General features: G+C 34.1%; 15 protein-coding genes and 3 pseudogenes. 15 read left to right on the top strand and 3 right to left on the bottom strand.

What is annotated here, in order from left to right:
- The first annotated feature begins 1 nt into the window (after position 1).
- Together ATHE_RS04665 and ATHE_RS04670 are read left to right on the top strand one after the other, a co-directional pair.
- Positions 2-1,264 carry an NAD(P)/FAD-dependent oxidoreductase gene (locus tag ATHE_RS04665; RefSeq protein ID WP_015907459.1) on the top strand — a complete coding sequence of 421 codons (1,263 nt, stop codon included), beginning with the start codon at positions 2-4 and terminating at the stop codon, positions 1,262-1,264.
- A 28-nt stretch (positions 1,265-1,292) separates the two neighbouring features.
- The gene (locus tag ATHE_RS04670) at positions 1,293-1,670 is read left to right on the top strand and encodes a DUF1667 domain-containing protein (RefSeq protein ID WP_015907460.1); all 378 of its coding nucleotides are present in this window, start codon (positions 1,293-1,295) and stop codon (positions 1,668-1,670) included.
- On the opposite strand, the gene ATHE_RS04675 is transcribed toward ATHE_RS04670, so the two are convergent.
- Positions 1,659-2,222 carry a glycerol-3-phosphate responsive antiterminator gene (locus ATHE_RS04675; RefSeq protein ID WP_013430681.1) on the bottom strand — a complete coding sequence of 188 codons (564 nt, stop codon included), beginning with the start codon at positions 2,220-2,222 and terminating at the stop codon, positions 1,659-1,661. The two genes, ATHE_RS04670 and ATHE_RS04675, sit on opposite strands and share 12 nt — an antisense overlap.
- An 81-nt stretch (positions 2,223-2,303) precedes the next feature.
- Here ATHE_RS04675 and lon point away from each other — a divergent pair, with 81 nt between their 5' ends.
- The 7 genes from lon to galE all read left to right on the top strand — a co-directional run bounded on the left by lon (position 2,304) and on the right by galE (position 9,846).
- Positions 2,304-4,631, top strand: coding sequence for an endopeptidase La (lon, locus tag ATHE_RS04680; protein ID WP_015907461.1), 2,328 nt, complete (start codon positions 2,304-2,306; stop codon positions 4,629-4,631).
- Between the two features lie 18 nt (positions 4,632-4,649).
- Entirely contained in the window at positions 4,650-5,264 is a 615-nt protein-coding gene (yihA, locus tag ATHE_RS04685) for a ribosome biogenesis GTP-binding protein YihA/YsxC (RefSeq protein WP_015907462.1), read from the top strand.
- Complete coding sequence (locus ATHE_RS04690; RefSeq protein ID WP_015907463.1) at positions 5,261-5,677, top strand: DUF523 domain-containing protein; 417 nt, start codon at positions 5,261-5,263, stop codon at positions 5,675-5,677. Before yihA ends, ATHE_RS04690 begins: the two co-directional genes overlap by 4 nt.
- 24 nt (positions 5,678-5,701) lie before the next feature.
- Complete coding sequence (locus tag ATHE_RS04695) at positions 5,702-6,577, top strand: PocR ligand-binding domain-containing protein (protein WP_015907464.1); 876 nt, start codon at positions 5,702-5,704, stop codon at positions 6,575-6,577.
- 93 nt (positions 6,578-6,670) lie between these two features.
- Positions 6,671-7,660 carry a galactose-1-phosphate uridylyltransferase gene (gene galT / locus ATHE_RS04700; RefSeq protein ID WP_015907465.1) on the top strand — a complete coding sequence of 330 codons (990 nt, stop codon included), beginning with the start codon at positions 6,671-6,673 and terminating at the stop codon, positions 7,658-7,660.
- Positions 7,661-8,830, top strand: coding sequence for a galactokinase (locus tag ATHE_RS04705; RefSeq protein ID WP_015907466.1), 1,170 nt, complete (start codon positions 7,661-7,663; stop codon positions 8,828-8,830).
- A 32-nt stretch (positions 8,831-8,862) separates the two neighbouring features.
- Positions 8,863-9,846, top strand: coding sequence for a UDP-glucose 4-epimerase GalE (gene galE, locus ATHE_RS04710; RefSeq protein ID WP_015907467.1), 984 nt, complete (start codon positions 8,863-8,865; stop codon positions 9,844-9,846).
- 56 nt (positions 9,847-9,902) lie between these two features.
- Here galE and gltX read toward each other — a convergent pair whose 3' ends face one another.
- A complete protein-coding gene (gene gltX, locus ATHE_RS04715) occupies positions 9,903-11,345 on the bottom strand; it encodes a glutamate--tRNA ligase (RefSeq protein WP_015907468.1) in 1,443 nt (480 codons plus the stop codon).
- A 583-nt stretch (positions 11,346-11,928) separates the two neighbouring features.
- Here gltX and ATHE_RS04720 point away from each other — a divergent pair.
- Together ATHE_RS04720 and ATHE_RS04725 are read left to right on the top strand one after the other, a co-directional pair.
- A complete protein-coding gene (locus ATHE_RS04720) occupies positions 11,929-12,774 on the top strand; it encodes a DUF6345 domain-containing protein (protein WP_015907469.1) in 846 nt (281 codons plus the stop codon).
- 19 nt (positions 12,775-12,793) lie between these two features.
- Complete coding sequence (locus tag ATHE_RS04725; protein ID WP_015907470.1) at positions 12,794-13,732, top strand: hypothetical protein; 939 nt, start codon at positions 12,794-12,796, stop codon at positions 13,730-13,732.
- Positions 13,733-13,849: 117 nt separating this feature from the next.
- On the opposite strand, the pseudogene ATHE_RS04730 reads toward ATHE_RS04725, so the two are convergent.
- Positions 13,850-14,095, bottom strand: a pseudogene (locus ATHE_RS04730) (glutamate--tRNA ligase family protein); the annotation flags it as partial.
- Between the two features lie 387 nt (positions 14,096-14,482).
- Here ATHE_RS04730 and ATHE_RS14625 point away from each other — a divergent pair.
- The 4 genes and pseudogenes from ATHE_RS14625 to ATHE_RS04740 all read left to right on the top strand — a co-directional run bounded on the left by ATHE_RS14625 (position 14,483) and on the right by ATHE_RS04740 (position 18,662).
- On the top strand, positions 14,483-14,629 hold the full coding sequence (locus ATHE_RS14625) for a hypothetical protein (protein ID WP_015907472.1): 147 nt from the start codon (positions 14,483-14,485) through the stop codon (positions 14,627-14,629).
- 276 nt (positions 14,630-14,905) lie between these two features.
- A pseudogene (locus tag ATHE_RS04735) lies at positions 14,906-15,853 on the top strand (transposase).
- 459 nt (positions 15,854-16,312) lie between these two features.
- Positions 16,313-16,475, top strand: a pseudogene (locus ATHE_RS15465) (ISNCY family transposase); the annotation flags it as partial.
- Between the two features lie 135 nt (positions 16,476-16,610).
- Complete coding sequence (locus tag ATHE_RS04740; protein WP_015907473.1) at positions 16,611-18,662, top strand: ABC transporter permease; 2,052 nt, start codon at positions 16,611-16,613, stop codon at positions 18,660-18,662.
- Positions 18,663-18,712 lie beyond the last annotated feature (50 nt).

An 18,712-nucleotide genomic window follows, 5' to 3' on the forward strand; every position in this document is an offset into this window, starting at 1 on the left:
GATGGAAAAATATAAAGTAGTTGTCATAGGTGGTGGACCAGCCGGACTTGCGGCTGCTTTAGAAAGTTTTAAGAGCTTGGATGATAAAAAAGTGCTGATCATAGAGAGAGACAAGTTTTTAGGAGGGATTTTAAACCAGTGTATTCATCCTGGCTTTGGACTTCACTATTTCAAGGAAGAACTAACAGGACCTGAGTATGCCCACAGGTTTATTGAACAAGTGATTGAAAGCCAAATTGAATATCTTACCGAAACTCATGTGATAGACATAACCCCAGAAAAGGAAATAGTAGCTGTCAATAAAAAAGGGCTTAAGAGGATAAAAACAGATGCTATTGTGCTTGCAATGGGATGCAGGGAAAGAACAAGGGGTGCTATAATGACACCTGGAACAAGACCTGCGGGGATTTTCACAGCAGGTCAGGCTCAAAGGTTTATAAACATTGAAGGATACAGAATTGGCAAAAAAGCAGTAATTGTTGGGTCTGGGGATATAGGTCTTATCATGGCAAGACGTCTTACTTTAGAAGGGATAGAGGTAAAGGCAGTGGTGGAGATAATGCCCTACTCTACAGGGCTAAGAAGAAACATTGTTCAATGCTTAGATGATTTTGGGATACCTCTTCTTTTATCGCACAAGGTTGTAAAGATTCACGGAAAGTATAGAGTTGAAGGTGTTACAATTGCAAAGGTGGACTCTCAACTGCAAGAAATTCCGTCAACAGAAAGGTTTATCGAATGCGACACGGTGCTATTTTCTGTTGGGCTGATACCTGAAAATGAACTGAGTAAAAAAGCTGGAGTTGTTCTTGATTCAAAAACAGGAGGTCCAGTTGTTGACAATACATTTTCAACCTCGCAAAAAGGGATATTTGCCTGTGGAAATGTTCTTCATGTTCATGATCTTGTTGACAATGTTACAAAAGAGGCGCAGACAGCAGGAAGGTATGCTGCAATATATTCTCAGCACCCTGAGCTTTTTGAAAATAACATTCATATAAATATTGTGGCAAAAGAGGGTATAAAATATGTTGTGCCGCAAAAGCTAAACAAAAATTTTGTCCAGCCCTTTGTTCTCAGGTTTAGGGTAGATAATTTTTATAAAGATGCTGTTGTGACTATTTCTAATGCAGGCAAAATTCTTATTGAGATCAAAAAAAGCATTTTAACACCTGGTGAGATGGAGGGTATAGAAATTTCACAAAAGATTCTCTCTCAGTTGGATTTTTCTAATGATATTGTGGTAAGCTTGCAAAACATTTAAAGGCAAAAAAAGGAGAGAAGAAGCCAAAATGCAGAAAAATAAAGTCACATGCATTCTTTGCCCAAGAGGCTGCACAATTGAAAAAAAGGCACAAGGTGATACTTTTGAGTTTACTGGATTTGGGTGCAAAAGAGGGATGAAGTGGGCAAAAGAAGAGTTTACAAACCCTAAAAGAATTCTTACAACCACCGTCCATGTTAAAAATGGTGAAATAGACTTTGTGCCTGTTCGAACTAACATACCTATTCCTAAGGAGAAAATTTTTGAAGCTATCTCAATCTTAAAAGGCATAGAAGTTTTAGCACCAGTTGAGATAGGAAGTGTGATTGTGAAAAATATTCTTGATACTGGTGCTGATGTTGTTGCAACAAGAAGGGTTGGCAAAAAAGACTCATCATATGATTGAAAAGAGGTCAGGTTTGCTTGTTGAGATTGCAACAGCACCGGAAGAGAGAGCCTGTATTACCTCTTCTTTTGTTTCAATCATCCCGCCTGCAATAATAGGGATTGTAGTTGAAATGGCCAGCCTTTGTATTGCTTTTGGTATTACACCTGGCAACACCTCAATTAGTGTTGGCTTAGAGTTTTCAATTATCTTAAGACCGGATGTTATGGACTGCGAGTCTATCAAAAATATTCTTTGAACGCAAGGTACAGAAAGAGAAGAAGCATAGTTGATTAAGTTTTGCCTTGTTGATATAATACCATCAGCACCACAGTTTATAACAAACTCAATCCCTTTTTCGTCTTTTCCCACACCTTCAATTAGGTCTATGTGGACGAAAACTGTTTTGTTTTTTCGTTTTATCATATTAATTTCATCTTTTATGGTTAAAATAGAAGAGTGAAGAAGAAAAATGACACTGCATTCAGAATTTATTGCATATTCAAGTATTGCTTTGTCTCTTATAGCTGGTATAATAGGATTTTGAATGAGTTTGTCTATCAAGTTTTCCATCATAGCCATTAGCTCCTTTGAAGAGTTTTAATATAATTATACACCCAGAAATAAAATTATAAAAACGGAGGCAGATAAAATTTGAGCAGCACAGTATCTACAAGAACAATACCAGTGATTCCTCTGCGTGGGCTTGTGGTTTTTCCATACATGATGCTTCACTTTGATGTTGGAAGACAAATTTCTCTTAAGGCATTAGAACAAGCTATGGAAAATGACCAGCTTGTTTTGCTTCTTTCTCAAAAAGACCCAAAACAAGAAGAACCAACACCGGATGATATGTATCAGTTTGGCACAGTTGCAAAGGTAAAGCAGATGTTAAAACTGCCAAGCGAGACTTCAAGGATACTTGTTGAAGGTCTCTATAGAGCACGAGTTATAAGATATTTGTCAACAAACCCATATTTTTTAGTTGAGGTTGAAGAATATAAAGAAAATGAAATTAAATTAGAAGATGATCCTGAATTAGAAGCACTCATAAGAAATGTGGTTGGAGCATTTGAAGAGTTTGCAAGACTCACAAACAAAATTCCACCTGATGCTATTTTGTCTGTCACTACAATTCAAAGCCCTGACCAGCTTGCAGATGTTATAGCTGCAAATGTTGTTGTCAAGCTTGAAGATAAACAGCTTTTACTTGAAAAGGTTGACTTGAAAGAAAGACTTGTAAAACTATATGAAATGATACTAAAGGAAAAAGAAATAATTGAGATTGAAAGAAAAATTGCTATCAAAGTGAAAAAACAGATTGATAAAACCCAAAAAGAGTATTATCTGAGAGAACAGCTAAAGGCAATCCAGAGCGAACTTGGGGAAAAAGACAGCCTTTTTTCTGAGGCAGAGGAATATAGAGAGCAGGTCAAAAAACTGGGACTGAGCCAGGAAAGCCTTCAAAAGGTGTTCAAAGAAATAGATAGGCTTGAGAAATTGCCTCCAAACTCGCCCGAGGTTGGGGTTATAAGAACGTACCTTGACTGGATTGTTGACCTTCCATGGAATGTGAGAAGCGATGAAAAGATTGATATAAATCTGGTCAAAAAAGTGCTTGATGAAGACCACTATGGGCTTACAAAAGTAAAAGAAAGGATACTTGAGTATATTGCTGTAAGGAAACTAAAAAATGACATGAAAGGGCCTATTTTGTGTTTAGTAGGACCACCTGGTGTTGGGAAGACATCAATTGCAAAATCAATAGCACGTGCACTTAACAGAAATTATGTAAGAATTTCGCTTGGTGGTCTTCGGGATGAAGCAGAGATACGAGGACACAGGAAAACCTATGTTGGTGCAATGCCAGGAAGAATTATTTATGCTCTTCGTCAGGCAAAAACAAAAAACCCTCTTATACTTTTGGATGAGATTGACAAGATGTCGAATGATTTTAGGGGTGACCCTGCATCTGCGCTTTTAGAGGTCTTGGACAGTGAACAGAACTTTGCATTCCGCGACCATTATATTGAAATTCCTTTTGATTTGTCTGAAGTAATGTTCATAGCAACAGCAAACACACTTGAGACAATTCCAAGACCTTTACTTGACAGGCTTGAAGTGATTGAGATTACAGGGTATACTGAAGAAGAGAAGCTTGAGATTGCTAGAAGGTACCTTTTGCCCAAGCAATTAGAACAGAATGGGCTTAAAAAATCTCAACTGAGATGTGAAGAGAGTGCTATAAAGGATATTATAGCATTTTATACACGTGAATCAGGTGTGAGAAATTTAGAAAGAGAAATTGCGAGATTGTGTAGGCGTGTTGCTAAGGAAATTTTAGAAAAAAACAAAAAGATGGTAAAAATCACATCAAAGAATCTTGAGAAGTACTTAGGTACACCTAAGTACAGAAGAGATGAGTTAATAGAAGAAAATAGGATTGGTATTGTGACGGGTCTTGCATGGACTCCATTTGGTGGTGAAACTCTTTTTGTCGAAGCACTTGTTATGCCAGGGTCTGGCAAGTTAGAACTTACAGGTCAGCTTGGCGATGTTATGAAAGAGTCAGCAAAGGCTGCAGTGAGTATTATAAGGTCAAGGGCGAAAGAACTTGGAATTGACCAAAACTTTTACAAAGAGTGTGATATTCACATTCATGTTCCAGAAGGTGCTATTCCAAAAGATGGACCGTCTGCTGGAGTGACAATGGCAACTGCAATGGTTTCGGCACTTTCACAGAGAAGAGTAAGATACGATGTTGCCATGACAGGCGAGATTACTTTAAGCGGTAGGGTACTTCCAATTGGCGGGGTTAAAGAGAAGGTTTTAGCAGCAAAGAGAATGGGTATTAAAAATGTAATACTACCTATTGGAAATAAAAAGGATGTAGATGAGCTTGAAGACTATGTAAAAAAAGATATGAACTTTATATTTGTAAAAACAATTGATGAGGTGTTTGATGTTGCAATAGTAAAGTAAAGGGGGGTGAAAATTAATTTGAAAATTAATCTTTCCAATGCAAGGCTTGAAAAGATTGCTGTGAAAAAAGAAGACTATCCGCCGATTAAAATGCCAGAGATGTGCATTTGCGGAAGGTCAAACGTAGGGAAATCATCATTTATAAATGCTGTGTTCAAAGACAAGCTTGCAAAGGTTGGGTCAACCCCGGGGAAAACCCGAACAATCAATTTTTTCAATATAGACAACAAGTTCAGGGTTGTTGACCTGCCGGGCTATGGCTATGCTGAGGTTTCAAAAGAGGAAAAGCGAAGATGGAGAACCATGATTGAGGAGTACCTGCTTGAAAGGCAGGAGCTAAAACTTTCTGTTTTGCTTTTAGATTCAAGACATCTTCCCACAGAAGATGATAAGATTATGCTTGGCTTTTTTGATAAAAAAGAAATTCCTATCATGATTGTACTAACAAAGTGTGATAAACTTTCAAATAATGAACTTGCAAAAAATACAGAGCTTATTTCAAAAGAACTGGGGATAGAAAAGGAGTTATTTTACCACTTTTCAGCTAAATCTGGTATGGGGGTAAAACAGGTGCAATTTGCCATAACCAAATTTATGGAAGAGGCAATAACGCAGAAGAAGGGTAAAAAATGAAATATGCGCTCATCAGCAGCTGTCTTATAGGGCTCAATACAAAATATGATGGGACAAACAATTTGAGAGAAGAAGTTGTTGAAAGATTGAAAAATGAGTACATTCTTATTCCCATTTGTCCTGAACAGCTTGGAGGACTTCCAACACCACGAAATCCCTGTGAGATAAAAGATGGCAGGGTTATAGATATAACAGGCAGGGATTTTACCGATAATTTTTATAAAGGTGCTTATGAAGCTCTAAAACTTGCAAGTTTTTTCGGTGCACAAATTGCATTTTTAAAGTCTAAAAGTCCTTCTTGTGGCTATGGCAAAATCTATGATGGAAGCTTTTCAGGAAAACTGGTTGAAGGAAGTGGCATTACAGCTGATATTTTTATGCAAAATGGTATCAAAGTGGTCTGTATTGATTAAGATTATAGAGGGTGTAAAAAGGATATGGATTTTAAAGAGATTATCAAGTATGACGATTTGATTTCGGTTTTAGATAACTTTTCTTACATTACAGGAATCTCAGCAAACTTTTTGACAGCTGACAACGAATGGGTAGAAAATAAGAAGAAAGGCACATGTGAATTTTGTACTATAATGAAAAACTATTATAAAAATGGTGAAGCGTGCCGAGAATCTGATATAAACGGTGCACAGACTGCTCAAAAGAAAAAGGGTATACATGTTTATAAGTGTCACATGGGGCTTATTGAGGCTGTTATTCCTCTGTTTTTCAACACAAGCTATATAGGCTCACTTTTTATTGGTCAGATTCTTTTAGAGCCGCCATCAGAAAAGATGTGGGAACAAATTGCAAAAAAATTAGACGGTCAGCCAGTGGACATACAAAGAGTAAAAGAGAGCTTTTTCAAGCTTACCTTCATTGACCAGGAAAAACTGAAAAGTGTACTTGATATGATGCATATAGTGGCAAAATACATTATAGACTCAGAGATGATAAGAATTTCTTCTCTCTCGTCAATTGAAAGGATAATTGAATATATTAAAAACCACTATATGGAAGAGATAACACTTGATGATTTGGCTAAAATGGTATATTTATCTCCAACTTACTTGAGCTATCTTTTCAAAAAGCAACTTGGTGTGACATTCAAGGAATATCTTATTAACATAAGGCTTAAAAAATCGAAAGAGCTCATAGAAACAACAGACCTTCCGATTGGAGAAATCTCAAAGATGGTTGGAATAGAAGACCAGAACTATTTTAGCAGATTGTTTAAAAGAAAGTATGGAGTGTCTCCAATGAATTACAAGAAGGATAAATATATTTATGATACACCTAAAAAAAATGCTAATACATAAAAAAGAAGTGCATTCAAATTGCACTTCTTTTTTTTTAGAATGAAAAATAGGAAGAAAGGAGAAAAAATTTTATTTTGATGTGGGGGAGAAAAAATGGCAGAACTTAGATGGAATCCTCTTTTACGTGACTGGGTAATGATTGCATCGCACAGACAAGAAAGACCACAAATGCCTAAAGACTGGTGCCCGTTTTGTCCTGGTTCTGGCAAGGTTCCAGAAAGTTATGATGTTTTAGAATATGATAACGACTTTCCAGCTTTAATGCAAAATCCACCACAACCAGATGATGTTGCTACGTCTTTTTATAAGGTTGCACCCGCATATGGAAAATGTGAGGTGATTTTGTACTCTCCAAATCATATCATAACACTGCCTGAGCTTGAGGTCTCTCATATAAGAAAGCTTGTGGACTTATGGGTTGAAAGATTTGAAACTCTAAGGAAAGATAAAAACATAAAGTTTATATTCATCTTTGAAAACAGAGGTGAGGTAGTGGGTGTCACAATGCCGCATCCACATGGTCAGATATATGGATATTCATGGATACCACTAAAAATCTTACGTGAACTTGAAAGTGCTAAGATGCACTATGAAGATCATGGTGAGTGTTTAATCTGCAGGATTGACAGAGAAGAGATGGAGTTTAAAAAGAGAATAATCATAGAAAACGACCATTTTGTAACATACCTACCTTTCTTTACTGAATATCCTTATGGTGTGTTTATATCTCCAAAACGACATGTGGGGACGATTGCTGACCTTTCAGCAGAAGAAAAAAACAGCTTTGCAAAGATATTAAAAGAGACAACAGGAACATTGGATAGTCTTTTTGACTATCAGTTCCCGTACATGATGTGTATGCATCAGCTACCTGTCAATGTCGATGAGGACTATTCAAAATTTTACCATTTTCATGTAGAATTTTACCCACCTATGCGCTCGAAAGATAAACAAAAGTTTAATGCGTCGAGTGAAACAGGGGCATGGGCACCGTGTAACACCACTTCACCTGAGGAAAAGGCAGAAGAGCTGAGACAGGCTTATAAAAGATTTATGAAAAAGATGCAAGGAGGAATCAAGTAAATGAAGATTGAAGAACTTTTGAAGATGTTCAAAGATGTATATGGCGAAAATAAAGAGCCTATCAGGTGCTTTTTCTCAAGTGGGAGAGTAAACCTAATCGGTGAGCATACAGACTACAACGGTGGGTATGTTTTCCCTGCGGCACTCAATGTTGGTACCACCGTTCTTGCTCGAAAAAGAAACGACAAAAAAATTTGCTTGTATGCAACAGACCTAAAAGAGCTTGTTGAAGCAGACATCGATAAGATTGATGAGTATAAAAATATCAGATGGGGAAATTACCAGCTTGGTGTTGTAAAAGAGCTAAAAGAGGCAGGATATGAAGTTGGAGGTCTTGACATGCTCTTTCACGACACTGTACCGCACGGAGCAGGGCTTTCATCATCTGCTGCAATTGAGTGTGCAACTGGAATTGCAGTTTACTCCCTATTCAATAACAAGCCAATTGACAGGCTCAAGCTTAGCTTCATATGCCAAAGAGCTGAGAACAGGTTTGTTGGGGTAAACTGTGGTATTATGGATCAGTTTGCTTCAAGTCTTGGGAAAAAAGACCATGCCATTTTTCTCAACACACGCACTATGGAGTACAGGTATGTACCTTTAAAACTTGGTGATTACAAGATTGTCATTAGCAACACTAACAAGAAAAGAAGTCTTGCAGACTCAAAATACAATGAAAGAAGGTCTCAGTGCGAAAAAGGGCTTGAACTTTTGAAAAAGGAACTTAACATTTCGTGCCTTGGCGAGCTTGACGTTGAGACGTTTGAAAAGTACAAAGATTTAATTGATGACGAAATAATCCTAAAAAGAGTGAGACATGTTGTGTACGAAGACGATAGAGTTTTAAAATCCATTGAAGTTTTGCAAAAAGGTAACCTTGAAGCTTTTGGCAAGCTTATGATACAATCTCATATATCGCTAAGAGACGACTATGAGGTAACAGGACTTGAGCTTGATACACTTTTTGAAGAAGCTCTGAAAATAGAGGGTGTAATTGGTACACGAATGACTGGTGCTGGTTTTGGTGGTTGCACAGTTTCAATTGTTCATAAGGATGCAATAGAAGAGTTTATAAGAAAAGTAGGGGAAAGCTATTATGCAAAGACAGGTCTTAAAGCAGATTTTTACACATTTGAGATTGACGATGGTGCAAGGGAGATAGAAATTTAAAAATTCTTTTAATAAGAAAGGATTGATAAGAGATGATTTTGGTTACTGGTGGAGCAGGGTATATTGGAAGCCATATGGTTTGGCTTTTGCTTGAAAAGGAATATGATGTTGTCGTTATTGACAATCTTGAAAAAGGTCATAAGAAAGCCGTTTTAGGCGGAAAATTTTATAATGGTGACCTCAAAGACAAAGAATTTTTGGAAAAAGTATTTTCTGAAAATGACATCTCGGCAGTTATCCATTTTGCTGCGTCTTCTTTGGTGGGGGAGAGCGTTGAGAATCCTATAAAGTATTACTACAACAACGTTTATGGTACTCTTAACCTTGTTGACACAATGATAAAACACAATGTAAAAAAACTTGTGTTTTCTTCAACAGCTGCCGTCTATGGAGAACCAGAAAACATCCCTATACTTGAAGAGGACAAAACCCAGCCTACAAATCCTTATGGTGAGACAAAACTTGCAATTGAAAAGATGCTAAAATGGATGGATATTGCCTATGGACTAAAATTTGTCTCACTGAGGTATTTCAACGTTGCAGGTAGCCACCCCGACGGGATTATTGGAGAAGACCATAATCCTGAGACACACCTTATTCCAATAGTGCTTCAAACAGCACTTGGTATTCGTGAAAAGGTTATTGTATATGGCAATGATTACAATACAAAAGATGGCACTTGTATAAGAGACTACATCCATGTTATTGACCTTTGCGATGCACACCTAAAAGCTATGGAGTATTTAGAAAAGAGCAACAAAAGTGAAATATTTAATCTGGGAAATGGGATGGGATTTTCTGTAATGGAAGTAATCGAAAAGGCAAGTGAGGTTGTTGGCAAGAGAATCCCATATGAAATTGGACCAAGACGAGCAGGCGACCCTTCAATCTTGGTTGCATCATCACAGAAAGCTCAAAAGCTTCTTGGGTGGCAGCAGAAATATAATAGTTTGGAGACAATAATATCTACAGCGTGGAAATGGCATTCAACACATCCCCATGGATATGAAGAATAAACAAAGAATAAGGGTTGGAAGAAGTTGTACATTTTTCCTTCCAACCCTTTTTGTATTTACGCAAATATTTTAAGTGTTTTTTCTATTCTATTTATTACTTCATCTTTACCGAGAACTTCCATCATCTCGAAAAGACCAGGTGTTACAGTTCTTCCGCTTATGCACATCCTTATTGTATGAATAAGATTTGCAGCTTTTGTATTAAATTCTTCAGCTTTTGACCTCACAAGTTTTTCAATTTCTTCTGATGAAAAAGGTTGTACATTTTTTAAATCATTAAGAAGAAGTTGAAGGCATTTTAGGTTATCAGCCGTAAAATATTTTTCCACACCCTTTTGTTCATATTCATAATTTGAGTCAAAAAAGTAAGTGCTTGCACTAACTACTTCAACAAGTGTTTTGACCTTTTCGCGCACAAGCTTTAAAACAGATTTTACATATTCTTTATCAAAGCTTGATATATCAATACCATTTTTGGAATAAAAATATTTCATTCTCTCATATAAATCATCAATGTCTATTTCTTTGAGGTAGTACCCGTTTATCCAAGTAAGCTTGTTTATATCATAAATAGCTGCATTTTTTGAAACCTTTTCAAGCTCAAATTTCTGTATTGCTTCGTCAAGACTTATGATAGTTCTGTCTTCGCCAGGTGACCAGCCAAGGAGCAAAAGGTAGTTGACAATTGCTTCTTTTAAGTATCCATTTTCGAAAAACTCTTCAACTGAAGTTGCACCATGTCTTTTGCTGAGCTTGCTTCTGTCAGGTGCCAGAATCATGGGAACATGTGCAAACTGCGGCGGCTGAATATTTAAGGCTTCATATATTATTAGCTGTTTTGGGGTGTTCGAAAGATGCTCTTCAGCCCTTATAACATGCGATATTTTCATAAGATAATCATCAATTACACAAACAAAGTTGTATGTTGGATTTCCATCAGACTTTAAGATTATAAAGTCATCTAACTGGTCATTTGAAAATTCAACATCTCCGCGTATGATATCATGCACAACTGTTGTTCCTTCCACAGGTGCTTTTATTCTAACAACTGCCTTTTCACCGTTTTCGATTCTTTTTTTTGCTTCTTCTAAACTGATATTCCTGCACTTTTTGCTGTACTTGTACGGTATCTTTTGCTGCCTTGCAATTTCTCTTTCTCTTTCTATCTCTTCCTGTGTACAAAAACAGTAATAAGCCTTTCCTTCTTCTAAAAGCTTTTTAATGTATTCAAGGTAGATTTCCTTTCTCTGAGATTGAAAGTACGGTCCAAATTCACCGCCAACATCAGGTCCTTCATCCCATTCAATTCCAAGCCATCTCAAGCTTCTCATAATACCTTTTGCCCACTCTTCTCTTGACCTTTCTAAATCGGTATCTTCTATACGCAAAATAAATTTTCCATTGTGTTTTTTGGCATATAGATAGTTAAAAAGTGCTGTCCTTGCACCACCTATGTGAAGCTGACCTGTTGGACTTGGTGCAAATCTAACTCTTACCATCTTTTTACTCCTTTCATTTAAAGCTTTATTTTGGTTCAGTGTTAGTTTTGTGACAGATTGTATTATAACATAAAAAAGTTAATGAAAGAGTATCTTATCTTTTTATCTACCTTATAATTCATGATAGAGCAAAAATATATTACATTTGCAAAAAACTGTTTAGAATTTGTAAATAAAAAATTAATTTTAATTTATGAAAATTTCCAATTATAACATAAAAAATTTATCTAATTTGCCCATTGCATTATGTTTTTTTTTTTGATATAACTATTTACAGTTACTTTATCCATTGAAAGGAGTTGATGATTGTTTGTATATATAACACCTTTTAAATACTTCAAAACTATTTCCCGTCAAAAAGGGCTCAAAGTTGATTAATTAACATTAAAAATTTATTATTCTGACAAGGTTTATTTTGACAATTCTGATATTAATAACTATTAGCAATAACTGTTACCTTGTTCTTCTTAAATTGCTTTAATGGAATATAGTCAAAGGAAAACTTTTAGAAAGTTCTTATAATAACACTCATATTGAGTTTTTACTGTAAAAAATTTAACAAAAGCAAGGGGGCTAAGTAGAATTGATTAAAAATAAATTTTATATTTCTCTTGCTTTAATTATAATACTGATATTTAACTTTTGTGTAGCTTTTTCGGCAAATTTAAAAGGTATTTACCTTGGCGTTAGCACTTACAGTAGTCCAAATGGCTCATGCACATATGGCGATAGAGCAGGTGCTCATTATGTTTATAATTTAGCCGATAGTTTATGGAGAAATGCATGGGTAACTGCTTATCTTATAAAACTCAACAGTGAAGCGAATGAGTCCTATTTGAAGAATACTTCGCTTACATCACAGGCTGATTTGTTAGTTTATTCTGGACATGGACTATGTTTTTCTAAAGAGAATGCTGCTCATTTTTTTGCAAGAAGTACAGGTGAAACTTGGCATAACAGTTCAATGGAATATAATGATGAGGTAAATGCAAGGACAAACGAAGTTCGATTTGGGCACAGTAATCTAAAATGGGTTATAATGTATACATGTAACTGGCTAAATAGCAACGGGGATCAAGAAAAATTAGAGAATATTTATAAAACATTTGAGGGCGCAACACTTGTTATGGGTTTTGCATCTACCATGTATTTAGACAGTCGTGAAGCAGTTGATTTTGTAAAGTTTTTAACGGGATACAAAGATAGCTTTGTAAAAGCATTTGTGAAAGCTGCAAGAATTTATCAGCCACAAAGGCAAGATGGTCAAAGCAGTATTGTTCGTATAATGGGATATAAATTAGCAGCAAATGATACTCTTTATAGTTTTTATGGTTGTCGACCTGAAAAAGAATGGTATAAAAATTACAAGCAAGGGTATGGTATATTAGCAGAGGAAAAAATAGCTCCAACTGGAGTTGTTATCAGGTAAATGAAAGGGGTTAAGCTAAATGAAGATAAAAACTGCTAAAATGCATACTATATCAAAAATATCTTTTATAGTGCTAATAATTGCTTTTATAGCAGGTTATTTTTTGTATATAAGACCAAACAAAATACCGCCGCTTAATATTCCTAAGCCGGGGAATGAAATACCTGAAATAGACTATAAAGTGACAGCCAAATTTGACAATTTACCTACTGAAGCTATGGTATACAGATTTATAAAGCCAAAAAACATAGATATAGAGATTAAATCTTTAGCTAAAATATTTGGACTAAAAGGTGAAATGGAATATCAACCTATATGGAGAACTTATTTGATAAAAGAGAAAATAGATGAAAAGTATTATCGTGCATTGGAATATGAAATTGACACAGGGAGATGGCATTATGAAGATAGCAAAGGACTTGATAATGATGATCCACAAAATCTACCTTCTGATGAAGAAGCAAAAAAAATTGCACTTGACTTTTTGAAAAAGAATGGTCTTTATGATAAAAGATTTATTTATTGTGCAGTTACAGACTCTTCATCTGGCGATAAAATTACAAATGATTATAAGGTTCATCACAAGAATGTATATTTTTATCCCGAGATAAAAGGAAAGCCTGTATATGGTGTTTCAAGGATATTAGTGGTTGTAGGTGATAATGGAAAGATAGTAGAAGTTTATAAATGGTATAAGGAGATTGAAGAATACAAAAAGGTAAAGATAATCTCTGCAGAAAAAGCTTTTGAAAAAGTTAAAAATAGAAAATCATCGAATAGTATCAATCATAAGGCAAAGTCTGCAACAATCAAAGAAGTTTTTCTTGCTTACTGGGAAGATGCAGGTACAATTGAAGAGCAGCCATATTTGCAACCTGTTTGGGTATTTGCCGGGGAGGCTGTGACTGAAGATGGGAAAGTAGAAAAATTTGATGCTGTTGTTCCGGCTATAGAGTAAAAGTTCGGACTGGTTGTTTATGTAGGGACGTCTCAAGACAATAATTTTTGATAATTAATATACAGTAAAAAATAAGAGGGTTGAGGTAAAGTTACCAACCAGCCCTCTTGCTTTTTATATTTCCTCTTGGCTACAAAAACAATAATAAGCTTTTCCTTCATCCCATTCAATTCCAAGCCACTTTAAGCTTTTCATAATCGCTTTTGCCCATTCTTCCCTTGACCTTTCTAAATCGGTGTCTTCTATACGCAAAATAAATTTTCCATTGTGTTTTTTAGCAAATAGATAATTAAGAAGTGCTGTCCTTGCACCGCCTATGTGAAGCTGACCGGTCGGACTTGGTGCAAATCTGACTCTTACCATCTTTTTACTCTTTTCATGCTAAGTTGCATTTTGATTAGCATTATAAGTTGTTTGGTTTATAACAGATTGTATTATAACACAAAAATGCTGTTGAGAGAGCTGATTTTTTGAGAAAGAAAATAAATATTTTTACTTTCAATTTCATAAACTGCATAGAAATTTAAAGAAATAAAGAGTAAATTAAAGCATGAAGTAGCTAGGTTTAAAAAATGAAGAGTAAAAAAGAAAAAAAGCGAAAAATGGATGTTGACATAGTATGAAATGTTTGAATAAAATCTTAGCATAAAATTCAATCCAGAAAGTGGACAAATAAAAAGATTTAGTTTATGTAGTAAGTAAGCATGGAAAAAAGGTAGAATAAAGATATTGAGTTAAGAGAAAGGTAGAATGAAGAAAAGATACTACTGTGTTAGGGAGAGAGACATAAAAGGCTGTAGTGCGGTATGGTTGGTAAAATTAGCAATTAGAAATAGGAAGATTGTTTTAATCGCAAAGTTAAGGAAGTTAAAAGAAAATTTGCTCAGTAGTATATGAAATGAGGCATGTCAACTCTTTTGTATTGGTTAGGGAGATCAGAGAAACAAAAATCCCCCAAATATGCTCTGAGGACAAAAATTTTAAAGCTGCCAATAGGGGGTGTAAGTTTTCTCTAATAAAAGCTAGTGCCTTTGTTGTTTTATTTTTTGTAATAGGTTGTTGAATAAAAGAAATTAACATAAAAGATAATAAATAGATATATAAAAAGCCATCCTCCTTGAGGTAAAATTATAGGAAGAGAAGACAAAAAACACATAACAAAGGAGGATGGCAATGACTAATTTTATTAAAACACAAAATCAAAAATTTTTAAAGATACTTATGACAATTGAGAAAGTAATAAAAGCTCTGGGATTAAAGATAAAAAGCAATAGAAGAGGAAGACCAAAGAAGTTTAAGTTAAGCCATATAATAGCTTGTTTTGTTTACAAAGTCAAAAACAAGATAAACAGCTTCAGGGAATTAGAATACAAGATAAACGAAGATGAAGAATTTAAAAAAGCTATAGGGATAGAGAAGAGCTTTTGACATTTCATATTTTTCGAAATGGGCAAAGGTAATTGAAGAAGAATATATAGAAGAAATAGCAAGAATTTTAGCAAGAAGAATAGCTCCGCAGACAAAAGTTTGTGCTATAGATTCTACCCCTTTGAGAAGTTCGAGGGGTGACAAAGAAGCAGGAACAGGAGTATGTATTAGTTTAGGTTTTTACAATGGATATAAATTACATGTAATAGCAACAGTTGGAGATGAGGTTATACCAATAGTATGGTGGTTGACACGTGCAAATGTCCATGACAGTAGAGTAGTAGAAGTTTTGTATTGATCTAAGATATTTGGCTTGATGTGATATTAGCGGATGCAGGTTATGATTGTGTAAAGTGGTTTGAGGTGGCAGATAAACTTGGGATAAAGTTTGTAGCGGCGGTAAATAAGAGAAATAGTAAGGATTTCGGTAATGTAAAAAATATTTTGAGGATAAAGAATATGGAATTTTTAAGAAGTGAAGAAGGACAAAGGTTATATAAGCAAAGGACAAAAATTGAAAGATTATTTGGGAAATTAGAAGGAGAATACAATTTAGAACAAGTAAGGTTAAGAGGTTTTAGAACATATAAGAGGCATGTGGACTGGATAATGATTACTTATTTGATAGAGGTCTATATTCAAAAAATTGAAAACTGTAAATTTTCTTTTAAATACACGTGGAATAATTTGTAATCCTATATAATAACATTAATGGTATAATTATTTATTCAACAACTTATTTGTAAGGTAAATTGATCTTTTTGAGAATATTAATGCATTCTTAGAAGCTTTCTATAATTTGTTTAAGAACTGGTCGAGTAGAGTTGTACTGAGGGTAATACATATTTAACACTTGTTTGATAGGCTTATCTTTGATTGTTTCCAATATTTCTCTTATTTATTTATGAAGTTCCTTTTGCCAATGATTACGATTTTAATTGTAAAGTGGGCGAGATTTTATTTTAACTTCCAAGAGTAAGAAAAAGTAAAAAAAAACAGAGGTATGGAGAATATAAATTATTAATGATTAAAGAGGTTGTTGAATAACAGAAATAGCCATATAGAGTAAACATAGTAACAAAAAAGTTTTTAAAAATATACTCATGAGCATTAAAGCACAAAATAAAAATTTTTAAGCTAATTATTTTGAAAAAATTACATTTTTTGTATACAGCCAAAGAAGAAGTGATACCGCTTTTTTGGATTTTAACAGAGGCAAATGAACATGACTTGAAAACAAGAAGAGCTTTTGTATAGGGCATGGGGCTTTGGCTGTGAGATTGTATTAACAGATGGAGGATACGATCGTAGCAGATTACATGTATAATTGTTAATATTTTTTATTCAACAACCTAATTTATAAATAAAAATACATACCAAAGAGAATGAAAATATGTGAACGTATTCTATTGAGAGTCAAACAGCAGAATGTCAAGAGGTAGGGGATAAAATGTACCAAATAAAAATAATATTCAAATTTTACTTAACTCAGCTTTTAAGAAATATTTGGCTAAACTTATTGGTATTAGTAAGTGTTTTATTTATGGTCATTTATGCTTATGATTTGTTTTGGACAGACCGTGGTCAAGCAGCATTTGTAAGTTCATATTTTCAGCAAAATCTTTTGCTTCCTTTTATCACTATTACATATATTGTTTGGATTTATTATAGCATTTCTAAAGGCGAATTTTGTGATTTAATGGATAGTTATTCTTTTCGTAATTGGCAGTTATATTTTGGAGTTTACGCAGCTGTTTTTATAGTGTTTTTATTTTATTCAATTTTGCAATTTAGTGTTATTATGTTAATCCGAACCCTTGTTTTTCACAAACATATAACATTGGGGACGATTTTTATATTCTTATTTCAAAATATCATCAATGTACTATTTTTATCATCATTCGGAGCATTCTGTGGAGTTGTTTTAAAAGAAAGTATATTGGGATATATAATAAGTTTTTTGGTTTTAATTATTAACATGTTTTTAGACAGGTTTACAATAAAAGCTCTGAGCATAGTAGAAATAATTCACTTGAACATTTTCAAAAGTTCGAATATAACTAACTTTGATATGACTCCTGTTGAGAAGGATATATTATTTTTAAGCCGTCTGTTTTTAATTACTTTTTCTCTGTTTTTATTGTTTTTAACTCTGACAATTTTTAAAACCTACAGAGAAAAGACCAACAAATTAACTAATTACATTACTTTGACAGTTTTATTTTCAATTTGTATTGCTGTTACTGTTTTATATTGGAAGTTTTCAATCATTCCTGAAAAACAAGTTTTGAGAAAGATACTGTATTACAATAATACCGTATTAAATGTTCATATTGATGATTACAGTATTGAAGGTGAACTCAATGGTAATAAACTTTCATTAAAAGTAAATTTTAATGCATACAATAACACAAATAATCCTCAAAAGTTAAGGTTTTATTTAGCTTCAAATTTTAATATAAAATACATTAAAGTAGATGGTAATTTAGTAGAGTTTCAGCGCAAAGGAGATTTAGTCAATATCAATCAAACAATTCAACCCAAGGAACAAGTAAATTGTGCTTTAGAATATCAAGGATCTTTACAGGAATTTGCAAAATGCAGTGATGAGGCTTTTGAATATATTTATAAGCCTTATGCATATATGACTTCTAACATGGTATTTGTTCCGGGAAATGCTGGTTGGTATCCTATGGAACATGCAATATATAATTATATTCCTCGAAAGAAATGGCTTTACCCAGGACGGGAGATAAGACCGCGAAAATTTAATTCAAATATAAAATCAAAATTTCCTATTGTGGAAGATCAAAATATTATATATGGCTACAAAAATATGGAGAAATCTGTCTATGGTGGAGTTGAGTATTATTACCTTTCAATTCACAAAGAATCAGTTAAAAAACTGCATCAATATATAAAAAATGAAGTAAAACTTTTAAATGAATTAGTCCCTTTACCAAGAATTCAAGTTTTTGAGGTGCCACAGAACAGTTTTTTAGCAGGTTTGGAGCAAAATTTGAATGTTGAAAATGGCTATGGTCGAATAATGATAAGTGAAAATTTGTTTATTAAGGCTGGAACGAATAATCTTTTAGAGATGGATAAACACAATTTAGATTGGGCTGTTTTTTCAGGTTGGTTCAACTTATCTGATGAGGGATTTAATCAAAACATGGATAGTAATTTAGTTAAAGAAGGTTATATATCTGACACGTTGCCAGGTATAAGGTTAGGTCCACCTATGCTTGCACTTAGTATAAAGTATTTGTTTGATTATATTTATGAGCAAAAGTATAACCCACACTTTGATGAAAAGGAATTTATAGAAAATGTAAAGAGAAATTTTGGTGGGGATGCTTCAGAGCCAATTGTTGCGCTTATAAAAAAATATAAGGAAAATGATATTGAGAAGACAAAGATATTTTTAAGGGAACTTATGAATAGTGAAAAGCAGCAAAAATTGAATGTAGAAGATTTGATAGAACTTTTGTCTCATTAATATTAATATTGTTATTGATAAGAAAAGCGAGGGAATATGCGTTATGTTTT

This window comes from Caldicellulosiruptor bescii DSM 6725 (genome assembly GCF_000022325.1).
GTDB lineage: Bacteria > Bacillota > Thermoanaerobacteria > Caldicellulosiruptorales > Caldicellulosiruptoraceae > Caldicellulosiruptor > Caldicellulosiruptor bescii.